Raw genomic sequence first — 22680 nt, 5'->3', positions numbered from 1 at the left:
TAATGAAAATTCTTGCTGAGACACTCTCAAGTATATGATCGAAAGATCATTGCTAATGTGTATGGCGATGGATTCATAGCAATATGAATTCATTTGATCGTTAAAGGTAGTTATGCGATTCATAACAACCCTGGTCATCTAATTTATTAGATTGCTTTGGGTTATATGGTCAAGTGACTAAGCGTACACGGTGGATGCCTTGGCAGTCAGAGGCGATGAAGGACGTGGTAATCTGCGATAAGCTTTGGGGAGCCGATAAACAGGCTTTGATCCAGAGATTTCCGAATGGGGAAACCCACCAACACAAGTTGGTATTCCTTACCTGAATACATAGGGTTTGGAAGGCGAACCCGGGGAACTGAAACATCTAAGTACCCGGAGGAAAAGAAATCAATTGAGATTCCCCCAGTAGCGGCGAGCGAACGGGGAGTAGCCCTTAAGCAATTTTTGGTTTAGTGGAAGACTCTGGAAAGTGTCGCCATAGTGGGTGATAGCCCCGTACACGAAAGGCCAATTATTGTGAAATCGAGTAGGACGGGACACGTGAAATCCTGTCTGAACATGGGGGGACCATCCTCCAAGGCTAAATACTCCTGACTGACCGATAGTGAACCAGTACCGTGAGGGAAAGGCGAAAAGAACCCCGTTGAGGGGAGTGAAATAGAACCTGAATCCGTGTACGTACAAGCAGTGGGAGCCTACTTGTTAGGTGACTGCGTACCTTTTGTATAATGGGTCAGCGACTTAATTTCAGTAGCAAGGTTAACCGTATAGGGGAGCCGTAGGGAAACCGAGTCTTAATAGGGCGTTTAGTTGCTGGGATTAGACCCGAAACCGGGCGATCTATCCATGGGCAGGTTGAAGATTGAGTAACATCAATTGGAGGACCGAACCGACTATCGTTGAAAAGCTAGCGGATGACCTGTGGATAGGAGTGAAAGGCTAATCAAGCCCGGAGATAGCTGGTTCTCCTCGAAAGCTATTTAGGTAGCGCCTCGTGTATCACCATTGGGGGTAGAGCACTGTTTGGGCTAGGGGGTCATCCCGACTTACCAACCCCATGCAAACTCCGAATACCAATGAGTGCAATCACGGGAGACACACGGCGGGTGCTAACGTCCGTCGTGGAAAGGGAAACAACCCAGACCGTCAGCTAAGGTCCCAAAGTAACAGTTAAGTGGGAAACGATGTGAGAAGGCCCAGACAGCCAGGAGGTTGGCTTAGAAGCAGCCACCCTTTAAAGAAAGCGTAATAGCTCACTGGTCGAGTCGGCTCGCGCGGAAGATTTAACGGGGCTCAAACTGTTCACCGAAGCTACGGGTACGTAATTTATTACGTGCGGTAGAGGAGCGTTCTGTAAGCCGTTGAAGGTGTATCGGGAGGTATGCTGGAGGTATCAGAAGTGCGAATGCTGACATGAGTAACGACAAGGGGAGTGAGAAGCTCCCCCGCCGGAAGACCAAGGGTTCCTGCGCAACGTTAATCGGCGCAGGGTGAGTCGGCCCCTAAGGTGAGGTCGAAAGACGTAATCGATGGGAAACAGGTCAATATTCCTGTACCCCTTTTGACTGCGATGGAGTGACGGAGAAGGCTAGGTCAGCGCAGCGTTGGTTGTCTGCGTTTAAGATCGTAGGCTGGGGACCCAGGCAAATCCGGGTCCTCAAGGCCGAGAATTGATGACGAGGTTCTAAGGAGCTGAAGTGATTGATGCCATGCTTCCAGGAAAAACTTCTAAGCTTCAGGTCAGAAGGGACCGTACCCCAAACCGACACAGGTGGTCAGGTAGAGAATACCAAGGCGCTTGAGAGAACTCGGGTGAAGGAACTAGGCAAAATGGCACCGTAACTTCGGGAGAAGGTGCGCCGGCTTTGGTGATCGGACTTGCTCCGTAAGCTGAGGCTGGTCGAAGATACCAGGTGGCTGCGACTGTTTATTAAAAACACAGCACTGTGCAAACACGAAAGTGGACGTATACGGTGTGACGCCTGCCCGGTGCCGGAAGGTTAATTGATGGGGTTATCTTCGGAGAAGCTCTTGATCGAAGCCCCGGTAAACGGCGGCCGTAACTATAACGGTCCTAAGGTAGCGAAATTCCTTGTCGGGTAAGTTCCGACCTGCACGAATGGCGTAACGATGGCCACGCTGTCTCCACCCGAGACTCAGTGAAATTGAAATCGCTGTTAAGATGCAGCGTATCCGCGGCTAGACGGAAAGACCCCGTGAACCTTTACTACAGCTTCACAGTGGATCTTGATGTTGCTTGTGTAGGATAGGTGGGAGGCTTTGAAGCGTGAACGCCAGTTTGCGTGGAGCCATCCTTGAAATACCACCCTGGCAATATTGAGGTTCTAACCCAGGTCCTGAAACGGGATCGGGGACATTGTGTGGTGGGTAGTTTGACTGGGGCGGTCTCCTCCCAAAGAGTAACGGAGGAGCACGAAGGTTGGCTAAGTACGGTCGGACATCGTACGGTTAGTGTAATGGCACAAGCCAGCTTGACTGCGAGAGGTACATCTCGAGCAGGTACGAAAGTAGGTCATAGTGATCCGGTGGTTCTGAATGGAAGGGCCATCGCTCAACGGATAAAAGGTACTCCGGGGATAACAGGCTGATACCGCCCAAGAGTTCACATCGACGGCGGTGTTTGGCACCTCGATGTCGGCTCATCACATCCTGGGGCTGAAGCCGGTCCCAAGGGTATGGCTGTTCGCCATTTAAAGTGGTACGCGAGCTGGGTTTAGAACGTCGTGAGACAGTTCGGTCCCTATCTGCCGTGGACGTTGGAAGTTTGAGAAGAGCTGCTCCTAGTACGAGAGGACCGGAGTGGACGGACCACTGGTGTTCGGGTTGTGTCGCCAGACGCATTGCCCGGTAGCTATGTTCGGACGGGATAACCGCTGAAAGCATCTAAGCGGGAAGCCCCCTTCAAGATGAGACTTCCCTGGGTACTAGATGCCCCTGAAGAGCCGTTAAAGACTATGACGTTGATAGGTTGGGTGTGTAAGCGCTGTGAGGCGTTGAGCTAACCAATACTAATGACTCGTGCGGCTTGACCATATAACGCCAAAGCGATTTAGAGTGTAGAGATACATAGCCATACGCAAGAGTGTGAAGCAAGAAGCAGCTTAAGACAGGATTCCGGAACTGAGAGCCGATAGGCTTTGAGTTCAACCAGTTAAGCCTGGCGACCATAGAAGGTTAGAACCACCTGATCCCATCCCGAACTCAGCAGTGAAATGACCGATCGCCGATGGTAGTGTGGGGCTTCCCCATGTGAGAGTAGGTCATCGCCAGGCACCAATTAGAGAACCCCGATAGAGCAATCTGTCGGGGTTTTTGCTGTGTGTGGTAAAAAATTACAGAAAGGGAAATGAGATCACGGCAAACATGTTGAAGATACTCATGATCAGGCTCATCAATATTACTCAATTAGAATTCTTGATCTCAAAGTTGGCAACAAAATTACAGGAAGGGTGTAGAGTTAACGCATATTAGTTATTCTGGATGAATGCTCGCAGGGTATGTTGTGGATCCAGATGAGGTCTTTTTTTAGGAGAAAACGGATAGGAATTCGGAAATATTTTTATGGGATTCATAATAAATTTAATAGATCTTGTTTGAATATATTGGTGGATAAATAGCCTGAACTTATCGGTTAAACTATCATAGTTGTCTGTATTCAAGGCCTTATAATTATTTTTAATCGAGATTAAAGTACTGAAAGGAAGTTGCTTAGAAGTCAATTAACCCTGTTTCTTAACCTATTACGCAGTCACAATGAATGATGTTCTTTAGGACAGTAAACTCTGTTAGTTTTATTGCTCTGATTCTCTTTCCGCTGATGCTATTGGCAACGGCCAATTTAGTCGTTAGATTCTTGCCAATGACGGCGGCTAAAGAAGAGCAGGTTGTGCGTTTAGGCGTTCTTAATTTAGGGTCAGCTTCTGTCCTCCATCTTGGTCATGACCATGGTATTTTTCAGGAGCATGGGATAAACCTTGAGGTGATCACTTTTGAAACAGCTCAGCAAGTTGCGATTGCTGTTGCATCAGGTCAGGCGGATATTGGTGTGGCAGGTATAACTGCAGGGCTATACAATCTTGCTGGGCAGAATAAATTGAAGGTCATTGCTGGCAGTATTCGTGAGAGAGAAGGCTGGCCTGCTAACGCATATTTGATTTCCAATAAGCTCTGGAATAGTGGTATTCGCCATCCCTCAGAATTGAAAAACGTCAGCTTTGGAGTTACGGATATTGGCTCGACTCCCCATTACATGATGGCAATGCTTTCTGAGAAATATAATCTGGGCTTATTAAAAGAGGAAAGGCTGATTCCCCTTGGTTCAATTGTTGCTATGAAATCGGCTCTTGCCAGTGGCAGAATCGACAGTGTTGTTCTACCAGAATATATTGCTCATCAATTAGAAGGTTCAGGTCAGGGTCATATCATTGGTTATGTTGGCGATGAAACTCCTTGGCAGATAGCTGGTATATTTGCTTCCAGTAAAATATTAAAAAGCAGAAGAGTAATTGTGAAAAAGTTTCTGGCTGCATCATTGGATTCTGCAAGGCTTTATCGAAAGTATTTTATTAATGAGAGTCACGATAGCTCTAGTGATTTTGAAAATGAGAAAGTTAAGAGTGCTATTACAATTGGCAAGTTTATCAAGCCGGCTTTAAATGCAGAAGAGGTGATACGATACCCTGTGTATATAGATGCAAATGGTGAGCTGGATACAGAGAGTATAAGAAAACAGATAAAATGGTATCAGGATAATAATATGGTTAAAAAGGGGATTAATCTTCTGAACGTAATCGATGATGAATTAATAAAGCCCCTTCAGAAAGGCTAGTCGTTGTTGTGTTGGAATTTCGTGATGTTACCTTCAGCTACTCTGATGCTGAGATTATAAAAAAACTGAGCCTGAACTTTGTGAATAATAGAGTAACGGCCATTGTCGGTCCTTCTGGCTGTGGGAAAAGTACGATTTTTAAATTGATCTCAGGATTGATTAAACCATCCTCAGGGATTATCAACACTGATTTTCATAGAGATACGATCAGCTATGTTTTCCAGGATTACCGGCTTCTCCCATGGTTCAATGTTTATGAAAATGTGGCAGTAGGGTTAGCCAGATCTGGAGGTAGCCGTTCAGATAAAGATGGGCTTATTAACTCTGCCCTTTGTCTAGTCAATATGAGCTCTTGCTCCGCAATGTATCCCTTTCAGCTATCTGGTGGAATGCAGCAAAGAGTAGGCCTGGCAAGGGCGCTGGTTTCAAAGCCTGAGTTGCTGTTGATGGATGAGCCATTTTCTGCTGTCGACGGGCAAACTCGCCAGCTACTGGTTGAAGAGTTCAAACAGCTAAAAGATGAAATATTAGTGACAACACTGATCGCCACTCATCAGTTTCAGGATGTGATTGATCTGGCGGATCAGGTTGTGCTTTTGAGCTCAAGCCCAGCAACTTGTCTTAAAATCATTAACGTTCAGTCGTATATAGAACACTCTGGAGAGAAAGCCCTTTGCGATGAGATGTGGAAAACCCTGAAGAGTTATGTCGACTCGACACTTAAGCATGTCGCATCGTAGTTGATTCAGAGTTTGCTTTTCATGGTTAAAAATGCGCTTTTATCATTATTAAGTATTATGGCTGGCTGTGTGGTATGGGAACTGGCGATTTATATATCAAGCGGTAATCTCTTACCTGGCCCATATTCTGTTATGAAAGCGCTTGTTGAGCTTTTGTTTTCTCAAGACTTTTCCCGACATGTTTGCTGTTCACTTCTTATTTTCTTTTCTGGCTGGTTTATCGGTATTTTTTGTGGAGTAATAACCGGAATCTTTCTTGGCTTTTTTGAGTATGCCTATCGATTGGGGTTGCCATGGATTGCGCTACTGTTTCCCATTCCCAAAATTGCGCTGTTACCTGTATTTATTATTTTGCTGGGAGTTGGAGAAGGTGCCCGAATAGCTACCATTGCTTCAGGTGTATTTTTTCCTGCGGTATTTTGTATGCTTCAAGGGGTACGTTCTGTATCACCCAAGCTGATTGAGATGGGAACGGTGTTTGGGCTTACAAGAGCACAACAATTATACAAAATAGTGATACCCAGCACTTTACCTTCTCTGTTTCTTGCCTGCCGACTGACAACAGCCATTGCATTAATATTACTGGTTTCTGCGGAAATGATTGGTGCCAATTATGGTATTGGTGCCTTTATTCTCGGGGCAGGGGCAATGGCCTTGATGGATCAAATGCTGGCAGGCGTTCTGGTTCTATCTCTTTTTGGTTTAATACTGTTTGGCCTATGGGCTGCTCTTGAAAAGAAAGTGCTCTATTGGCAGGAGTAAACGTCAACAGACCTTATGACCTTCCCGATACGGCTGCATCATAAGATTCAATAGTTTCAGCAGCTTTAATTATCTGCTGCTTGAGCCATACCAAGCTGGGATCTTTATCTCTCAGTGGATGCCAGGCCAGCAGATGGCGATAAGTCAGTTCACTGCTGGCGATTGGGTAGTAAATAAAGCCAAATTGCTGTTCATAATATCGGGCAATGGCAGAAGGTAGAGCAGTCACCAGGCCAAGCTTTTCCATAAGTACGGGAACGGCGACAAAACCAGATGTCTTAATGGCAATATTTCGTTCAATGCCCTGCTGCTGACACCATTCATCCATAAGTGCCTGTGAATGACCCCAGGTTGATGGATAGATAAACTTTAAGAGCTTCATGTTATCAGCAGTAATCATTTCCTGGACATTATCTATTGGCTTAGGCGCTATCACAACGAGCTGTTCGGTAATAATACTGGTGGTTCTTAATGATTTTGCCAGCCGTCCCAGTGTTTCAAAACCAATAACGAGATCAATGGCTCCAGACTCCAGTTCCCTTGAGTAATCCGTTGCTTTCAGACCTTCAATCTCGATTTTAATATCAGGGGCCAGCAGGGCTATCCGCTCCATGAGAACCGGTAATAAGACGAGTTCGACATAGTCTCCCCCAGCAAGACGAAACTTGGCTTTGCTGTGGGCAGGTTCGAAAACCGGGGTATTGTTTATGCTCTGTTCCAGCAGGAGCATTGCCTGTCTAACCGATGGTGAGATCAGTTTGGCTTGTTCGGTTGGAGCCATCCCGCCATATACCGGGATAAAAAGCTCATCATTGAATTGTCGTCTAAGTCGGGAAAGGGCATGACTTATAGTAGATTGTGATAAGTGTAGCTTCTGCGCAACTCGGCTGACACTTCTTTCTAGCATCAACAGGTCGAAAACTCTCAATAGATTCAAATCAATACGGTTCAGGTCACTCATAGTATGTACAAAGTAGATGAAGAGGATTGGTTGAGTATGAAGTATCGATAGAATGCATGGCTGGATGATGAGGTTTCATTGTATCAATAGATGACAGTTGTATAAAGTTCGCGCAATTTTGACTTTAGGCGCTTGTGCGAGATATTTAGATGTTAAGAAATTACCTCTTTCTCTTCGGTATTGGAGTTATCTGGGGGTCCCAGTTCATTTTTCAGCAAATGGCGGTTGCTGATATTTCTCCTGTGTGGGTAGGGGCTGGCCGTTCGCTGATTGGCTTCCTGACTCTGGTTATCATTTGTCAGGTGATGAGGATTAAAAGCAACGGCGGCCAATGGTTTAAGTTCAGCCTGATTGGGCTGCTGGAAGCGACGATTCCTTTTATTTTGGTTGCCTGGGGGCAGCAATACCTTGATACAGCGATTGCGGCAATTTTGATGGGCACCATACCATTCTTTACGGTAATCCTGGCTCCTCTGGTTATAAAAGGTGCACGTATCACTTTTGCAGGTATTGGTAGTGTACTGTTAGGTTTCTCCGGTCTGGTGATGTTGTTTTACCCTGAACTGATGTCAGGCAGCAGCACTACTAATCTGATGGCTGCGGGCGCCATTATCGTTGCTTCAGCCTGTTTTTCCGTTGCCCTTTTATTATTGAAGGGGGTGGAAAACGAACATCCACTGATCATTGCCAGAAATGTTCTTGGCAGTGCTTCAGTCCAGATCATTCTCTTTGCCATGCTTGTGGCTCCGGTCACAGAAATTACACCAACAGCATCCAGTCTGATGGCAGTGACATACCTGGGCACTCTGTGTGCTGGCCTCGTGTACTTCCTGTATATGATGCTGATCCGTGATGCAGGACCGGTATTTGCTTCACTGAATAATTATCTGGTACCCATGATTGGTGTTTTACTAGGAGCGACCATCAATGGTGAAGCTCTGTCAGTTCATTCCTGGGCAGCCCTTGCCACCATTATGATGGCAGTGGCCTTTAACCAGATATTTACCGGCAAGTCTTCCAAAGGCAGTGAGTCAAGTGAACCAGAAGAAGCTTCCGCAGAGGGGCTGCTACCAGCCAAATAATTTCAGGTCTTTATCCAGACGAAAATTGGTTGAAAGCACTGCATGCTGATTCAGGTTGTATTTGATCTCGGCATGCAGTTTCTGGTCACGAAGCAGAGCCGGAATATTTCTGACATAGAGGTTATGGTAATAAACTTCTTTTAAGGTCTTGATCATCCGGTTGCTGAAGTCTCCCTGACTACTCCAGGAAATAGTGTCAGGGCTTGGCAAAAAAGCATCTGCTGCGGTTTCTCTGTCGCGGCTGGCGGAAATGACCATCATATAGGCAGGAATATCCCTGTCCCTTCCTGTATCAATCTCTTCGACAATATCCGGATGCAGCGTGTTGTATAGATACCGGTAGGGTAAATCAAACATACTTCCGGAGTGGCAGGTGTCAACAAATACCAAAAGTCTAGTGCTCTTGTGAAAGCGTTTGAAGGCATGGTGAAGTTCATCATCTGAAACAATATCACGACCGCAGACCATCAGTTCATCCATTTGATCTAACTCATCACCGCTGGTATCAGCTCTACGGGTACCATGCCCACTGAAGCTGATCATAATTCGATGAGGTCCAGCTTCACTATGGGTTTGCTCTGCCAGACGTTCAATTTCCGAGAGGACGATGGATTTGCTGAGTGGGCCAAATCGATCAGTTCGCACCTTCAGAGAAGTGGCTGGGATGCCCTTGCTGATAGCGGCCCAGTTAAAAAAGTTCCACGCATCATTACGGCAGCCATTTAGTGTTGATACCTCAGGGATCTGATCATAGTTTTGCCCGGTAAACAGTCCCTTGATCAGATGCATGTTTTCAAACTCAAAATAGAAGTCGGTATCCAGCGGACACTGGTTGTCATAACAAACCGTCTGATTAACCCCAAAACTTGAATTGTAAGAGCTATGGGCTTTTAACGGGGATAACAGTGTTAATAGCAGACAGGCGAGCAGTGTGATTGTGCCGAATACAGATTTTTGAATTCGAGCTATACAGGAAGTGAGCATGGTATGCCTCATGCTTAACAGCTTGAGAGGTGGTGAGTGATGGGGTAAAGATAATCAGGTTAGCAGACGCACATTGAAATATAGTGGTAAATCGCAGAAAAAAACATCGGATCATGCTTGCATGCTGAACAGCTTTCCTTATAATCAGCCGCGTCTGGTGAGGGATGAGGTTCTTCTTCCTGAGTCAGGTCTAGATGGTGGGCGTAGCTCAGTTGGCAGAGCTCCGGATTGTGATTCCGGCGGTCGAGGGTTCGAGCCCCTTCGCCCACCCCATCTTTATTTCCTTCCTTGTTCAATCTCCGATTCTTATTATTTCCACGACTGCTGGCATTTCTGCATTTTGATAAATGTGTCGTATTTTGCTTCGTAAAAATCAAACAGTTGCTGGTTAGGTTCTATCATATCGTGGTAGCGACTCATGGCTCTCATGGCGTCCTCAATACTGTTGTGTATCCCCGCGGCTACAGATCCAGTGATAGCTCCGGAAAGCAGCATACTTTCTCTCTCTTCCGAAATGGCTGCTGGCATATTGAGTATATTGATATGTTCAGTCAGCAGTAGTTTGTTTTTTGCCAACCCCCCGGTGGGCATTAAGAGTTCAAAGTTATATCCGGCTTTCTTTAACTTCTCTAACTGATAGCGAGCATCCAGAGCCAGGGCCTGAATACTGGCAAGGTACAACACTGCAAGCGACTGGTGACTTTTATCCAGGGACAGGCCGGTAATCATGCCCCGCTGTGGTTGATCAACTTCAGGTGAGTCAAAGTAAGGGAGCATATGAAGGTGCGCTGTCAGTTTGCTTACATCTTCAGCGTATTCCGATCTATTGTTACCAGCCAGCTCATAGAGAATCTGGTTAAGGTACTCATGAACCCCAATACCCAGGCTGACAGCAATATCATAAATTGAGCTGTAAGCCGGGTGTGATGTGATGATGTGATCAATGAAGGCTCCAGCCGCGGTTTGCCTGACATATATCAACGAGTAGCCTTCAAGGACTGAAGGATATGGGCCATCTGCACCATTGCTGGTTAACATGCCCTTGCTGAAGGTGACATAGTTGGATGAGGTTCCACCGATAAAACTGATTCTTCTGGTAATGCAGCCCAGTGGTTGCTGGCTGTTCTGATGATTATCGGCCAGTATGGTGGCGAGAGTTCCTCCATAAGCATCAATAATCCCTGTGGAAACAGGGGTTCCCAGTTTGAGGTTTAGTTGATCCGCTGCACTTTTGCACAGGCCTCCCCCGATAGCAGCTCCGATCTCAAGCGATTCACCATCAAATCGCTCTTCAATTTCAATATTCAGTTTAGCTGCAGCATCCCTGGTAAAGATCTGACTGGTTGAAGTGGGTGTTCTGGTCACACAACCCGTTAACTTCCAGGTCACATAATCATAGAGATCGAGGATGCAGGTTGCGGCTTGCCAAGTTTCCGGGGCACTTTGGAAGAGCCACAGTAATTTGCTTGAGTTACTCTTGGCGCTGATTCTTGAACCCGCATGAGCAAATAGTCCCGGGTAGTCTCTGGCAATAACCGCTGCCTGTTGACTGGCCCGACTGTCCATCCAGCCAAAAGTATTAGCACGATGGCTCCCGGGCAGGTGGACAGGCAACATCTGTTCATCCAGAAGAACCAGAGAGTAGGTTGTATCAATACCTATCCCTTTAATATCCTCTTGATTCAGTGGGTGTTCAGCGGTTAATCGATTTACGCTGGTTACCAGGGCTTCCCAGATATTATCTGAACAGAACTCCATGGTACTGGCGGTTTTCCAGATCAGAAGCGGCTCTTCGTCATAGGCAAGGATATGCCCTTCCAATGAAACAAAAGCGCTGCGCAAACTGTGGGTGCCTACATCAATACTGAGTAAAACTGGCCGCATCTGTGATAATGTCCTTGGAACAGTGTCTCGGATAAGAATAGCTCTGTTCCTGCATTTGGTTAGGTTCTGGTTCGGAGCCTGCCGGACTTAACCGGCCGTAGCGAGAAAAAGTCCGGTTTGAGCCAGTTTTTATGCTGATTTGAGGCGAATGGTGGTTCTATTCAACGAAAAGCAGCATAAAAACTGGCCAAATCCGGCTTTTTTGCAGTAGGCCAGTGTTAAGTCCGACAGGCTCCCAGTAAGGTGAGATAATTCATGCGCATGAACAGGGTAATCGGGCATAGAGGTCTGGCGGGAGAGGCTCCGGAAAATACGCTGGCAGGTATTAGATTGGCTGCTGAGCAAGGGATGAAGTGGGTAGAGGTGGACGTTACTCTACTTAGTGATGGTACACCTGTGCTTTTTCATGACCGTCGACTGAACCGCACAACCGATAAAAAAGGTCGGTTGAAGTCGTTAACCTACTCTGAGCTGGAAACAGTCGATGCGGGCAGCTGGTTCTCTAACCAATTTTCAGGTGAGAAGATTCCTCAACTTGGAGAGGCACTTAAACTGATTAAAGTGCTTGGGCTCGGTCTGAATCTTGAATTGAAAACCAATGGCTGTTCAGAATCCAAGTTAGTAGAAACGGTATTAAAGACCATTAGTGAGGTTGGATTTCCAAAAGATAGGCTTCTGGTTTCCAGCTTTAATTATCAGGCACTGGTCAGTTTTTCAGACCGTTCCGATATTCAGGTTGGCTGTTTGTTTGAACGACTGCCAATGAACTGGCGCAAGAAAGCATTGAGGGTCAATGCTGTAACCATCCACCTGAACAGTAAGCGAACTTCAAAACGACAGATTTCACGAGTGAAGTCCAAAGGCTATGAACTCTACTGCTATACGGTTAACTCGCTGACGTTTGCCAGACAACTTATGGGTTATGGTGTTGATGGAGTTTTCTCGGATTTCCCGTTGCAGGATAACTGAAGGCATTGAGACAACTGTTACCGATAAAACTCAACAAAGAACTCAGCATAGCCTTCCAGTTTCAAATGATGTCGCATGGCTGGAGCAATCACAGCTTGCTCTCCTTCGGTAAGTGATGTGTCTTCACCGGTTTCATCATCACAAAATACCAGGCCGCCTTTGGTAATATGCAAAACGCCCCAAACACCTTCTGCTGTCGAGTGTTCTTTGATAAATGCTGCAGGGCAGCACTCTGAAGTAAAGAGTTTGGTTTTTTTATAAGCGGATACGTGCTCAGGTAGTGTGTTCACGAGTTACACTCCTCAAGAGATAGCAGGAACCAGGCAAGCGCTAGTACTGTTAATAGTTTGCACAATTCAATGACGCCATAAATGGCGTGAAAATGACCCACTTGCGGTTTTTGTCCGGCAATAATGTCAAGTGCCTGCTGATTAAGTATGGGAAGCAGCCACGCAGACTGCATGATCTGCATAAAAACGATGAGCGCTAGCCACCGAATCATACCGCTGGGTGAATATCTGAGCGACACCAGGACGAGCAGCGCAATAATGAGCCATTGAACTTTGTCAAAAACGGCAAAGACATGACGCCCAACATCGACGCCGACCGAAAGAGTCAGGCAGGGCGCTGTAAATTTCACCGGGGTAGCCAGAAAAGAAATACCCAGTATCATGCCTGCCCATATCAGCAGTAACAGCATGGCCATGTGTGTAGAATTGCTCTTCATCGAGTTACTCATCCATCGCCATATTGTTAGCATTGAACTTTCTCTGTCCAAGGGCGAGTTTGGCCATAAACCCGGCCAGAGCCAGTGCTCCCATACCAAAAATGATATCTCCCACCATCCTTAACCAGACAAGCGTATGGATAATGGGTTGATGAATAAACTCTGGTGATCGTGCATACCAGTAACCTTCACTTGCACTGGCGATACCCTGTAAAACCCCAATGGGCAAGAGGGTGGTTAATGCCATTGCCGCCAACCCGCCATTAAGGCTCCAGAATGCCCATTTTAATAGTCGATCATCCCAGCAGGCAGGATTGGCAAGTCTTTTCATACAGGTTAATAGAAGACCAATGCCGAGCATGCCATAGACACCAAACAGTGCGGTATGGCCGTGAAGTGGAGTGGTGTTCAAGCCCTGGATGTAATAAAGCGAAATGGGGGGGTTGATCAGGAAACCGAATACACCGGCACCGACCAAGTTCCAGAAAGCGGTGGCAACAAAGAAAAGAATGGGCCATTGGTAGGCTTTTACCCACGTAGCTGCTTTTCGGAGCCGGTAGTTTTCATAAGCCTCCAGTCCAATCAGACACAAAGGAACGACTTCCAAAGCTGAGAAACTGGCACCCCAGGCAATGACGGAGGTAGGCACACCCGCGAAATAGAGGTGATGAAGAGTGCCAATAATACCGCCCACCAGAAATATGGTAGTGGCAAAAACAACAGCGCTGTTGGCTGATTGTGTTCGTATTAACCCAAGCCGGACAAAAAGAATGGCAATAACGGCAGTGGCAAAGACTTCAAAAAAGGCCTCAACCCAGAGGTGAACTACCCACCAGCGCCAATACTCTGCCAGAGCCAGATGGGTGTGTTTTCCCATAAACAGACCGGCTCCATAAAACAGGCCAATGGCAATGGATGAGAGAAAAAATACCCAGAGCACCTGTTTGTCACCGGCGTTGCGATGAAGCGCAGGGATTATTGCCCGGGTAACCAGTGCCAGCCACAGTAGAAGCCCGGTAAACAGCGCTATCTGCCAGAACCGGCCAAGGTCAACGTATTCATACCCTTGATGGCCAAACCAGAAATTCATATCCAGATTGAAGTATTGCCCTACCCCTAGCCACTCTCCGGCCATGGAGCCAGTGACCACGAGAAGCAGTGCACCATACAGCAGATTAACCCCAAGCTTTTGATACCGTGGTTCAGCGCCTGACAGTAAAGGCGCAAAATAGAGCCCGGTACCCAGCCACGTTGTTGCAATCCAGAAAAGTCCCAGCTGGGTGTGCCAGGTTCGGGTAATGGCGTAAGGAAGAATCTCACTGAGATTGATGCCGTAAAACTCCTGACCTTCTACGGCATAATGGGCGGTGACTCCTCCAAGGATGATCTGAAGTACAAACAGTGCAATGGCGGTACCGAAAAACTTCCGTGTAGCCATCATTGAAGGTGTCACCGTGGACTGAGCCAGAGGGTCACTGGAAGGGGGTGCTGGTAAGCTTTCGTTTCTGACCGTAGCGGCATGATGCCACGCCATGGCGCCAATACCGGCTATCAGCAATACAATACTGAAAATGGACCAGCCAAGCAGGGCTCCAGCTGGAGTGTTATCAATCAGGGGTTCATGAGGCCAGTTGCTGGTATAGGTGATATCGCTGTCGGGTCGATTGGTGGATGTGGCCCAGGTTGTCCAGAATAGAAATGCTGTCAGTTGTCTTCTGTAACTGGCATTTTCTATGGGGTTTTCACGAATGGCGTACTGTTCCCTGAGTGTCTGGAACTCAGGGTTGTTACCAAAGAGCTGTTGGTAATAGTGAGACATAGCTTCGGTGGTTTCAGTGCGTTCAGCAGATAGTGTGATCACTCTGTTTTCCGAGTTCAGTGTATTGGTTCTGATGGACTCCCGGGTTCTTGCTTTTACGGAGGCCTTAAGATGCTCTGGCAGGGATTGATAGGTCTGGTTAAAGTCCTTGAAGGCGAAAACATCCAGCAGTTGTAATGCTTCACGATGTAGCCAGTCTGCATTCCAGTCAGGGGCGACATAACTTCCATGCCCCCAGATAGAACCGGTTTCATGGCCTCCAATAGATCGCCATACCAGCTGCCCCTGTAAAATATCCTCTTTGGTAAACAAAAGCTTACCGTTGATGCTGACTACTTTATCCGGGATAGGGGGAGCGTGACGGTAGATCGCCTGACCCTGCCATAACAGAATTGCAAATGAGACAATAAAGACGATCCCCAGTACTTGCCAAGCTCTGCGATCAACCTGCGACATACCTGACCTCTGCGCCGTTGCAGTCATTCTTGTGATTTAATTGTAGCATTTAAAATGCATGTTATAGTTTGTGTATGAAAATAATGTCAGATTGGCTGTTGTTTCAGGCTTGGCTACAAGGTGTGCTGATGGGGCGATGTAGAGAAATCAAGAGGTGGTTATGAAGGATATCACTACTTCAGACGATATCAGGCTGCTGGTGGAGACCTTCTATGGCAGAGTCCAGAAGGATGACGTGCTAGGGCCTATTTTTAACGATATTGCCCAGGTTGACTGGGAATATCATCTACCCATTATGATTACATTCTGGGAGTCGTTACTGTTGAAGTCCCGAGGTTACCGTAGAAATGCGCTGCAGCCTCATCTTGAGGTGTTTCAGAAGGTCGATTTTCACCCCGAACAGATGGAACGATGGCTGAAACTGTTTGATCAGACACTGGATGACTGCTTTATAGGGGATAATGCGGAAAAGGCAAAAAGTTGGGCAAGGGGTATTGCTCGCAACTTGCAAAAGCATATTGTGATGCAGGGGAATATCGTTGGATTGCAAATTCAGGAGAGGGAGTAGGGGAGAACAGGCTGATTTCAGCCTGTTCATGGTTCTGCCTAAAGTTCGTCCACTTCCCTCAGGTATTTGAACAGCTTTCTTGCCGCCGCTGGAGGCTTGTCCTGGGAGGCTTCTTTCTGGGCATTGCGAACCAGTTGACGGATATGCTGGTGGTCAGCTTCCGGGTAGTGCTCCAGATATTCAGTTAATGCCGTGTGACTGTCATCATCATGGATAAGCTGGTCACGCCACCTCTCCAATTGATGGAACCGGCGGTTGTATTCTTCACTGGAGGAATCCAGCTGATTTAGAAGTTCCGTGATGGGTTCAATATCCTGGTCAGCCAGCAGTTTTCCAACAAAACCGAGGTGCCGCTTTCTGGCATTATGACTTTTAATGCGTTTACTCTCATCCAGAGCTTCACGAAGGCGATCATTCAGAGGCAGCTTATCCAGCAGTGTTGGCTTAAGTTCCATCAGTCGGGCACCGATACTCTTCAGCTCATCCATGTCACGCTTGAGTTCGGATTTGCTGACGATGATGACTTCTTCGGTTTCTTCATCGTCCCAGGCTTCCTGGATACGACGGCTCTTTTTACTCATAGAGGGTTGCCATTGATGGGAATCTGCAGTTTTCATAAAGTTGGATTATGGCAAAGCAGTTCCATGGATAGGAAAATAGATACAATTCTTAGTATTTTACTTCAGAATGCTTCTCAATTGGGATGTTTTTTCCCTTGTGTCGGATAGAGCAACTATCTGATGCATTCTTCGATGAGCAGCGGCACAATAGATATAAACAAAACAGATCAGGTGGAATCATGGGCGAATCTTCCAATGCAGTACTGGATCCACGTAGCGAAGAGGCCAGACTGAAAACACTGGCTAACGATATTCTTGATGAGGCCGCCAGGCAGGGAGCTGACGCCTGTGAGGTTGGTATCAGTATGGATGCAGGTCTTTCCGCCAGTGTTCGTATGGGTGAAGTTGAAACGGTTGAGTTTAATCGTGACCAGGGGTTGGGTATTACCGTGTACCTTGGTAAACGGAAAGGTTCGGCAAGTACTTCTGATAGTAGCCTGCAGGCGATTCGTGAAACAGTAAAAGCTGCCTGTGATATTGCCCGTTACACCTCCGAAGATCCTTATGCAGGTCTTGCAGATGCAACTTTGATGGCAGACGGCGAGTCGCTTCCTGATCTTGATTTGTATCATCCCTGGGGGATAGATGCCCAGCAGGCTATTGATTTGGCACTGCAATGTGAAGATGCGGGCCGGGCCTACAGTAATAAAATTATTAATTCAGACGGAGCCAGTGTATCCAGCCACCAGGGCTGCCGTGTCTATGGAAACAGTCATGGTTTTGTTGGCAGTTATGTTTCCAGTCGCCACAGCCTGAGTGCTGTGTTGATTGGCATGCAGGGAGATGAGATGCAGCGGGATTACTGGTACACAGTAAACCGTAATGCCAATGAACTGGAAAAAGCGATCGCTGTCGGTAAGAAAGCTGCAGAGCGCACGGTTCGCAGACTTGGAGCGCGCAAAGTAGGTACTGCAGAGGTACCTGTGCTGTTTGCACCAGAGGTAGCTTCAGGCCTTATCTCTCATTTTCTGGGGGCGATCAGTGGTGGTAGTCTCTATCGTCAGGCCTCTTTCCTGCTGGATCATCTGGGTAAACCAATTTTCCCAGAATGGATGCGCATTCATGAGCAGCCTCTATTAAAGAACATGCTCGGATCTGCGAGTTTTGATAATGATGGGTTGGCAACCTACGCCAAAGACTTTATTACAGATGGTATTTTGCAGCATTACATTTTAAGTACATACTCTGCCCGTAAGTTAGGCATGGATAGCACTGGTAATGCGGGTGGTGTCAATAACCTGTTTGTTGAAAGTAATGCTGGCGATCAGAGTGAGCTGTTGAAGCAAATGGGTACCGGTTTACTGGTAACAGAGCTGATGGGGCAGGGGGTTAATACCGTAACGGGCGATTATTCCCGTGGCGCTGGTGGATTCTGGGTAGAGAATGGTGAAATCCAGTTCCCGGTTTCTGAGGTGACCATTGCCGGCAACCTGAAAGATATCTATCGGAATATTGTTGCTGTCGGTAATGACGTGGATAAGCGGGGGAATATCCAGACCGGTTCAATTCTAATCAGCAGTATGAAACTGGCTGGCGAGTGATTTTTGAGCCACGAAGACCACAAAGTACATTAAGTTTTGTGGTCTTTGTGGTTCAAAGCCTACCCGTAAAAAATCGTCGCCAGCCCAAGGAATGAGAAAAAGCCAACTACATCAGATACGGTCGTCAGAATAATACTGCCAGCCAGTGCCGGATCGATATTCATTGATTTGAGAAGAACCGGCAATGCTGCTCCGGTGATGACCGCAACACTTAAATTAATGACCATCGCACAGGCAATGACCAGAGAGATAACCGGATCATCAAACCAGACCCAGGCAATTGCAGCCACTAGTGTTGCCCAGAGCAGCCCATTAAGAAAACCAGCAGCCAGCTCTCTGCTTAATAACCATTTAAGGTTGGTTTTGCTGATTTGCCCCAAAGCCATCCCCCGGATGACCAGAGTCAGAGCCTGACTGCCAGCATTACCTCCCATTCCCGCAACAATGGGCATCAGAACCGCTAAAGCAACCACTTTATCAATAGTTTCCTGGAATAGGCCAATGACGGAGGCGGCGATAAATGCCGTAATCAAGTTGAACCCCAGCCATACCGCACGACGTCTGGCTGTTCGTAATGCCGGGGCGAAAGTATCTTCATCATCATCCAGGCCCGCCATGCTCATCATGGAGTGTTCGGCTTCTTCCCGGATAACATCCACCACATCATCAATGGTGATACGGCCAAGCAGTTTGCCTGTTTCATTAACGACGGGGGCAGAAAGGAGGTCCTGCCGCTCGAACAGCTGGGCTACCTGAGTATCCTCCATATCTGCAGGAATAGGGTCAAGGTCGGTTAACATCACCTCCCTGACGGTGGCGCTTGGTTCGGTTGTTAGCAGTAAGGTAAGGGGCAGACGGCCAATGTATTCATCACGACGGTTTACAACCAGCAGGCTGTCAGTGGTATCCGGAATGCCCTCGTGACGGCGAAGATAGCGAAGTACAACATCAACGGTGTTATTGGGGCGCACTGTAATGGTGTCGGTGTTCATCAGGCCGCCGGCAGAGTCTTCCGGATAAGCCAGAACGGCTTCAACCCTTTGTCGGTCCTGGCTGTTCATGGAGTCCAGAACCTGACGGGTGATGGTGTCCGGCAGCTGCTGTAGAAGGTCTGCGATGTCATCAACATCCTGACCTTCAGTGATCGCTTTCAGCTCGGCAATGTTCATCTGATCCAGAAAGAACTGTCGAACCTCTTCACTTAATTCCTGAAGTACATCGCCTTCCTGTTCCCTGTCTACCAGTCGCCATAACAGGCTTCGTAGCTTTGGAGGTGAAGACTCAAGCAAGTGTGCGGTATCAGCAGGAGGCAATGTATTCAGCATGGTACGTAATTCTGAAGATACGCCATGCTCAAGAGCATCATTGAGTTTTTTTAGCTCGTCTTCACCGATGCTCAATTGCAGCTGCTGGGCCATTATTATCTGCCTGACTGGATTCTGGGTATCGGGTTAAAAAACCAGGTATCCAGAGAAAATGGAGAATGGTCACTTATTGTATGTGCAGAGGCTACTCCCTGGTAAGGGGGAGCCAGTTATTCTTCTTCACCAAAGCGATCGTCTATTAGTTCACACAGTGCCAGACAGGCTGCCTCCTCGTCACGACCATTACAAAGAAGCTCAAGTTCGGAGCCTTGTCCAGCTGCCAGCATCATGACGGCCATAATACTCTTGCCATCGACCTTACGCCCGTTGAATTCAATTTCAATCTGGCTGGAAAAAGCGGATGACGTGGTCACAAACTTGGATGCAGCCCGAGCATGCAAACCCAGTTTATTAATAATTTTTTTTCGATATGTAATCATTATTCGTGAAGCTCTCTGTGTCTGACCTGAACCCGTTCCAGTTTACTGGTGAACAGTTCACCCAGTGTTTTACAAATATAGACTGAGCGGTGCTGCCCACCAGTGCAACCAATGGCAATGGTCATATAACTGCGTTGGGCTGATTCAAATCGGGGGAGCCACTTCTCGATAAAGGCACTGATATCGCTGACCATCTCAGTAACTGCAGGGTCATCTTTCAGAAAATCAATGACGGGTTCTTCCAGACCAGTATGAATTCTTAGGGACTCAACCCAGAAGGGGTTTGGAAGGCAGCGAACGTCAAAAATAAAATCAGCGTCGGAAGGCGTTCCGTTTTTAAAACCAAAAGATTGAAAGAGTACAGCCATCCCTGTCTTCTCATCACCGCAGTACTCCTGTTTGATCAGGTCGCGAATTTGGTGGACAGAAAGCGGTGTTGTATCAATTTTCAGGTCTGCTTCTATCAGCACGGGCTTCAGCAGTTTTTTTTCTATTTCTATGGCTTCTCTCAGAGATATCTGGTCATCACTGAGAGGGTGCTTTCTCCGGGTGGAGCTGTAGCGGCTGACCAGTTTCTCACTATCGGTGTCCAGATAAAGAACCTGACAGTCAATACCTTTACTTTTCAGGGAGGTGAGCAATTCGGGAAAGTTGTCCAGTGCCCCGGGTAAATTACGGACATCAATGCTTACCGCCATTTTTGGTGGCTCTGAATGATGGCCTTTCAAGGTGTCTGGTAGCTGACTCAGCATGCTGGCTGGCAGGTTGTCGACACAATAGAACCCTTCATCCTCAAGGGTGTGCAGAGCTGAACTTTTTCCAGAACCGGATCGCCCGCTGATGATGATAAGCTTCATGGCTGTTCCTTTATGCTTCCTGAGCCTGGCATATATAGGTGGATTTATGCACTGTGGGTATTTTAAGTTGGTCTCTCCAATATTAAAGCAACTTTTTGTCAATTAGCCTACTGAGAGTTTTAAGGTTTTTAGAGGTTGGGTTGTAAAGTGCATAGTGGCTTTTGTATAGGTTATTGATTTCACGAAGTGTATACAACTAAAGTCGTAGGAGGTTTAGTGATATTTAAAAAGCTGTTTTTTGTTTTAACCCCCTCACTTTAATGTCATGATTTTTCGAGTTTGTTAGCAATGTTAACGCTGTTGTTATTCATTTAATGGAACTTTCTGAATATTGTTTACAGATTATAAGGATGTGAAGGGGAATTTAAACATCCTTTGTTTATGAATAGTATAAATCGTTAAAGGAGTAACGGCATGGCTAACGTTCAGAATACACAAAATCTCGCAACCACCTATCCACAAGCTGCTCACCAGCAAGATAACGTCACTGATGATTTTGGAAAATGCTTTAGACGCATGGTAAGACCATTGGAAAGAAAGTATGAAGATTCTAAGCCAAAAACAACTGGAGTTATTATTGCTGGTCAGAATGCAGATGAAGATAAATTGGCTAAAAGCCATATGGGTTATCTTAAGCACAAGACTGATGGTATGCAGGATTACAAAAAGGCTTTGGATCCTATTGCTCAAACAAAATGGGAAAGATTTAAGAGTGGTGCTGGCAAAGTCTTCAAAACCTTGAAAGACTGGGCAATTAAGGTTGTTAAGTTTGTTTACAGGTATACCGGTCTTGAGTTTATTGTTAATGCTATCAAGAACAAGGTTGCTCCTAAAGTTGATATGCATCACGCTAAGAAAGCCGCTAAGCAGGAAGGCAGAGCTGGAATGCTTGAGGAACTTAAAAAAGAACAAGGTATCCGAGGTATTGCAGCACCGATTACTCCGCGTACTACAGTTAGTTCACCTTGTTCTGGGCAAAAAGACTATGATCTTTCTGCATTTGGCCCTGAAAAGAACTGTGCTCTGGAACATATTGCTAATAGGCAAGGGGCAGCAGATTTAAGAGATAAGGAGGCACTATTAGCGATTAAAGATATTGAAGAAAAGAGGGAGGAAGCTCAAGCAAAGCTTCTCAAAGACATCTTTGATAATCGGACTGCTGAGGAAGATGCGAACACTCAAGTGAATGTCTTCATGGCTGATTTCACAAAGCAGAAAGCTGCTAAGGATGGGACTGCACACTATGTAGCAGTTAAAGAGACTCCATCAACAATGTTGAAGGCGAAAGCTTGGATGGATAGAAAGATGGCTGAGCGTAAGGCTAAAATTGATGCCAGGAATGCTCTTAGTAAAGCACAGATTGAGGAACTGAAAGCACAGAAAAGATCTGAGCTTGAGCCATTGTTGCAAGAGAGTGAAGAGGAGGCACAGCTGGATGAGGTCAGGGCTGATTTGGCACAGTTGAAAGAGGCTAGCACTGAATTGGCTCTCAAAGCTAATGAAATTGTTGCACGGCAGGCGAAAAAAGATCAGCAGGTCTCTGATGATGTGTTTGCTAATGCGCCATTCCGTAAACCTCGTAAGAAGCATGTTCAGTTCCAAGAAGATGCATCAGGTGTAGATGCCTTTGGAATGAAGCCATTTAGTCAAGTACTAAAGAGTGATACTACAACGCTTGTAAGAGTTGATGGTCAACAGTTAGATGCTCCTCCAGTGCCTCCAAGAAAAGACTTGGAAGAAAAGGCTAAAAAAGCGAGTAAGTTTCAAGCTCTGAAGGATCTTGTAAAAAGGACCAAATATACTCAGCCTGAGATGTCACCTGCTGATAAGTTCCTCGAAGACGCTCAAGCGGAAGCCAGAGCGAAATCAAAGCTCTATGAGGAACAGCGTGCTGGGCTGAAAAAAGTTGATGTAAAAGCACCAACAGGAAAACTTGTTGATATTTAAAGAGGATAACTAAGCGCCTTTTGTAAGTAGTGTTGACAGAAAAGCCGTCTTTTATAAGACGGCTTTTTTTAAACCTAATCAAAAAGCAGCAAAGTGATAATACAAAA

General features: G+C 46.6%; 18 protein-coding genes, 1 tRNA gene and 2 rRNA genes. 11 read left to right on the top strand and 10 right to left on the bottom strand.

Annotation, left to right across the window (positions count from 1 at the left end; genetic code table 11):
- Positions 1-167: 167 nt before the first annotated feature.
- From GV64_RS21130 to GV64_RS21110, 5 genes are all read left to right on the top strand, one after another.
- Positions 168-3057: ribosomal RNA gene (locus GV64_RS21130) — 23S ribosomal RNA — on the top strand.
- 123 nt (positions 3058-3180) lie between these two features.
- Positions 3181-3296, top strand: a 5S ribosomal RNA gene (gene rrf, locus GV64_RS21125).
- Positions 3297-3781: 485 nt separating this feature from the next.
- On the top strand, positions 3782-4852 hold the full coding sequence (locus GV64_RS21120) for an ABC transporter substrate-binding protein (RefSeq protein WP_026258344.1): 1071 nt from the start codon (positions 3782-3784) through the stop codon (positions 4850-4852).
- Positions 4853-4860: 8 nt separating this feature from the next.
- On the top strand, positions 4861-5592 hold the full coding sequence (locus GV64_RS21115) for an ABC transporter ATP-binding protein (protein WP_020583215.1): 732 nt from the start codon (positions 4861-4863) through the stop codon (positions 5590-5592).
- Between the two features lie 21 nt (positions 5593-5613).
- Positions 5614-6354 carry an ABC transporter permease gene (locus GV64_RS21110; RefSeq protein ID WP_020583214.1) on the top strand — a complete coding sequence of 247 codons (741 nt, stop codon included), beginning with the start codon at positions 5614-5616 and terminating at the stop codon, positions 6352-6354.
- Positions 6355-6367: 13 nt separating this feature from the next.
- Here the strand turns inward: GV64_RS21110 and GV64_RS21105 are convergent, their stop codons facing one another.
- Complete coding sequence (locus GV64_RS21105; protein ID WP_082210311.1) at positions 6368-7315, bottom strand: LysR family transcriptional regulator; 948 nt, start codon at positions 7313-7315, stop codon at positions 6368-6370.
- A gap of 149 nt (positions 7316-7464) precedes the next feature.
- Here GV64_RS21105 and GV64_RS21100 point away from each other — a divergent pair, with 149 nt between their 5' ends.
- Entirely contained in the window at positions 7465-8397 is a 933-nt protein-coding gene (locus tag GV64_RS21100) for a DMT family transporter (RefSeq protein WP_020583212.1), read from the top strand.
- On the opposite strand, the gene GV64_RS21095 is transcribed toward GV64_RS21100, so the two are convergent.
- Positions 8383-9381, bottom strand: a complete 999-nt coding sequence (locus GV64_RS21095) for a caspase family protein (protein ID WP_020583211.1) — start codon at positions 9379-9381, stop codon at positions 8383-8385. The two genes, GV64_RS21100 and GV64_RS21095, sit on opposite strands and share 15 nt — an antisense overlap.
- A gap of 197 nt (positions 9382-9578) precedes the next feature.
- Between GV64_RS21095 and GV64_RS21090 the strand changes: the two genes are divergently transcribed.
- Positions 9579-9654, top strand: a tRNA-His gene (locus GV64_RS21090).
- 36 nt (positions 9655-9690) lie between these two features.
- Here GV64_RS21090 and GV64_RS24040 read toward each other — a convergent pair.
- The gene (locus GV64_RS24040) at positions 9691-11265 is read right to left on the bottom strand and encodes an FGGY family carbohydrate kinase (RefSeq protein ID WP_020583210.1); all 1575 of its coding nucleotides are present in this window, start codon (positions 11263-11265) and stop codon (positions 9691-9693) included.
- A gap of 255 nt (positions 11266-11520) precedes the next feature.
- Between GV64_RS24040 and GV64_RS21080 the strand changes: the two genes are divergently transcribed.
- Positions 11521-12234: a glycerophosphoryl diester phosphodiesterase gene (locus tag GV64_RS21080; RefSeq protein WP_020583209.1), complete on the top strand. Its 714-nt coding sequence runs from the start codon at positions 11521-11523 to the stop codon at positions 12232-12234.
- 17 nt (positions 12235-12251) lie between these two features.
- On the opposite strand, the gene GV64_RS21075 is transcribed toward GV64_RS21080, so the two are convergent.
- From GV64_RS21075 to GV64_RS21065, 3 genes are read right to left on the bottom strand one after another with little or no spacing between them, the layout of a single operon-like run.
- Positions 12252-12524, bottom strand: coding sequence for a DUF1971 domain-containing protein (locus GV64_RS21075; protein ID WP_020583208.1), 273 nt, complete (start codon positions 12522-12524; stop codon positions 12252-12254).
- Positions 12521-12961 carry a hypothetical protein gene (locus GV64_RS21070; protein ID WP_152554147.1) on the bottom strand — a complete coding sequence of 147 codons (441 nt, stop codon included), beginning with the start codon at positions 12959-12961 and terminating at the stop codon, positions 12521-12523. Before GV64_RS21070 ends, GV64_RS21075 begins: the two co-directional genes overlap by 4 nt.
- A gap of 4 nt (positions 12962-12965) precedes the next feature.
- The gene (locus tag GV64_RS21065) at positions 12966-15236 is read right to left on the bottom strand and encodes a nitric-oxide reductase large subunit (protein WP_020583206.1); all 2271 of its coding nucleotides are present in this window, start codon (positions 15234-15236) and stop codon (positions 12966-12968) included.
- 160 nt (positions 15237-15396) lie between these two features.
- Here GV64_RS21065 and GV64_RS21060 point away from each other — a divergent pair, with 160 nt between their 5' ends.
- The gene (locus GV64_RS21060; RefSeq protein WP_020583205.1) at positions 15397-15804 is read left to right on the top strand and encodes a group III truncated hemoglobin; all 408 of its coding nucleotides are present in this window, start codon (positions 15397-15399) and stop codon (positions 15802-15804) included.
- Positions 15805-15842: 38 nt separating this feature from the next.
- On the opposite strand, the gene yjgA is transcribed toward GV64_RS21060, so the two are convergent.
- Positions 15843-16385, bottom strand: a complete 543-nt coding sequence (gene yjgA / locus GV64_RS21055; RefSeq protein ID WP_020583204.1) for a ribosome biogenesis factor YjgA — start codon at positions 16383-16385, stop codon at positions 15843-15845.
- A gap of 218 nt (positions 16386-16603) precedes the next feature.
- Here yjgA and pmbA point away from each other — a divergent pair, with 218 nt between their 5' ends.
- Positions 16604-17965, top strand: coding sequence for a metalloprotease PmbA (gene pmbA / locus GV64_RS21050; protein WP_020583203.1), 1362 nt, complete (start codon positions 16604-16606; stop codon positions 17963-17965).
- 59 nt (positions 17966-18024) lie between these two features.
- Here pmbA and mgtE read toward each other — a convergent pair whose 3' ends face one another.
- The 3 genes from mgtE to rapZ form a co-directional block, all read right to left on the bottom strand.
- A complete protein-coding gene (gene mgtE, locus GV64_RS21045) occupies positions 18025-19383 on the bottom strand; it encodes a magnesium transporter (protein WP_020583202.1) in 1359 nt (452 codons plus the stop codon).
- A gap of 116 nt (positions 19384-19499) precedes the next feature.
- Positions 19500-19769, bottom strand: coding sequence for an HPr family phosphocarrier protein (locus GV64_RS21040; protein WP_020583201.1), 270 nt, complete (start codon positions 19767-19769; stop codon positions 19500-19502).
- Positions 19769-20626: an RNase adapter RapZ gene (rapZ, locus tag GV64_RS21035; protein WP_020583200.1), complete on the bottom strand. Its 858-nt coding sequence runs from the start codon at positions 20624-20626 to the stop codon at positions 19769-19771. Before rapZ ends, GV64_RS21040 begins: the two co-directional genes overlap by 1 nt.
- A 414-nt stretch (positions 20627-21040) precedes the next feature.
- Between rapZ and GV64_RS21030 the strand changes: the two genes are divergently transcribed.
- Entirely contained in the window at positions 21041-22573 is a 1533-nt protein-coding gene (locus GV64_RS21030) for a hypothetical protein (protein WP_020583199.1), read from the top strand.
- Positions 22574-22680: the final 107 nt, after the last annotated feature.

This window comes from Endozoicomonas elysicola, from assembly GCF_000710775.1.
Taxonomy (GTDB): domain Bacteria; phylum Pseudomonadota; class Gammaproteobacteria; order Pseudomonadales; family Endozoicomonadaceae; genus Endozoicomonas; species Endozoicomonas elysicola.
This window is presented reverse-complemented; position numbering and strand designations above follow the sequence as displayed.

Coding starts and splice junctions, on each gene's coding strand:
- pmbA (WP_020583203.1), top strand. CDS start 16,604: ATGGGCGAATCTTCCAATGCAGTACTGGATCCACGTAGCGAAGAGGCC.
- GV64_RS24040 (WP_020583210.1), bottom strand. CDS start 11,265: ATGCGGCCAGTTTTACTCAGTATTGATGTAGGCACCCACAGTTTGCGC.
- GV64_RS21060 (WP_020583205.1), top strand. CDS start 15,397: ATGAAGGATATCACTACTTCAGACGATATCAGGCTGCTGGTGGAGACC.
- GV64_RS21110 (WP_020583214.1), top strand. CDS start 5,614: ATGGTTAAAAATGCGCTTTTATCATTATTAAGTATTATGGCTGGCTGT.
- GV64_RS21070 (WP_152554147.1), bottom strand. CDS start 12,961: ATGAAGAGCAATTCTACACACATGGCCATGCTGTTACTGCTGATATGG.
- GV64_RS21105 (WP_082210311.1), bottom strand. CDS start 7,315: ATGAGTGACCTGAACCGTATTGATTTGAATCTATTGAGAGTTTTCGAC.
- GV64_RS21100 (WP_020583212.1), top strand. CDS start 7,465: ATGTTAAGAAATTACCTCTTTCTCTTCGGTATTGGAGTTATCTGGGGG.
- GV64_RS21065 (WP_020583206.1), bottom strand. CDS start 15,236: ATGTCGCAGGTTGATCGCAGAGCTTGGCAAGTACTGGGGATCGTCTTT.
- GV64_RS21080 (WP_020583209.1), top strand. CDS start 11,521: ATGCGCATGAACAGGGTAATCGGGCATAGAGGTCTGGCGGGAGAGGCT.
- GV64_RS21030 (WP_020583199.1), top strand. CDS start 21,041: ATGGCTAACGTTCAGAATACACAAAATCTCGCAACCACCTATCCACAA.
- GV64_RS21120 (WP_026258344.1), top strand. CDS start 3,782: ATGATGTTCTTTAGGACAGTAAACTCTGTTAGTTTTATTGCTCTGATT.
- yjgA (WP_020583204.1), bottom strand. CDS start 16,385: ATGAGTAAAAAGAGCCGTCGTATCCAGGAAGCCTGGGACGATGAAGAA.
- rapZ (WP_020583200.1), bottom strand. CDS start 20,626: ATGAAGCTTATCATCATCAGCGGGCGATCCGGTTCTGGAAAAAGTTCA.
- GV64_RS21040 (WP_020583201.1), bottom strand. CDS start 19,769: ATGATTACATATCGAAAAAAAATTATTAATAAACTGGGTTTGCATGCT.
- GV64_RS21095 (WP_020583211.1), bottom strand. CDS start 9,381: ATGCTCACTTCCTGTATAGCTCGAATTCAAAAATCTGTATTCGGCACA.
- mgtE (WP_020583202.1), bottom strand. CDS start 19,383: ATGGCCCAGCAGCTGCAATTGAGCATCGGTGAAGACGAGCTAAAAAAA.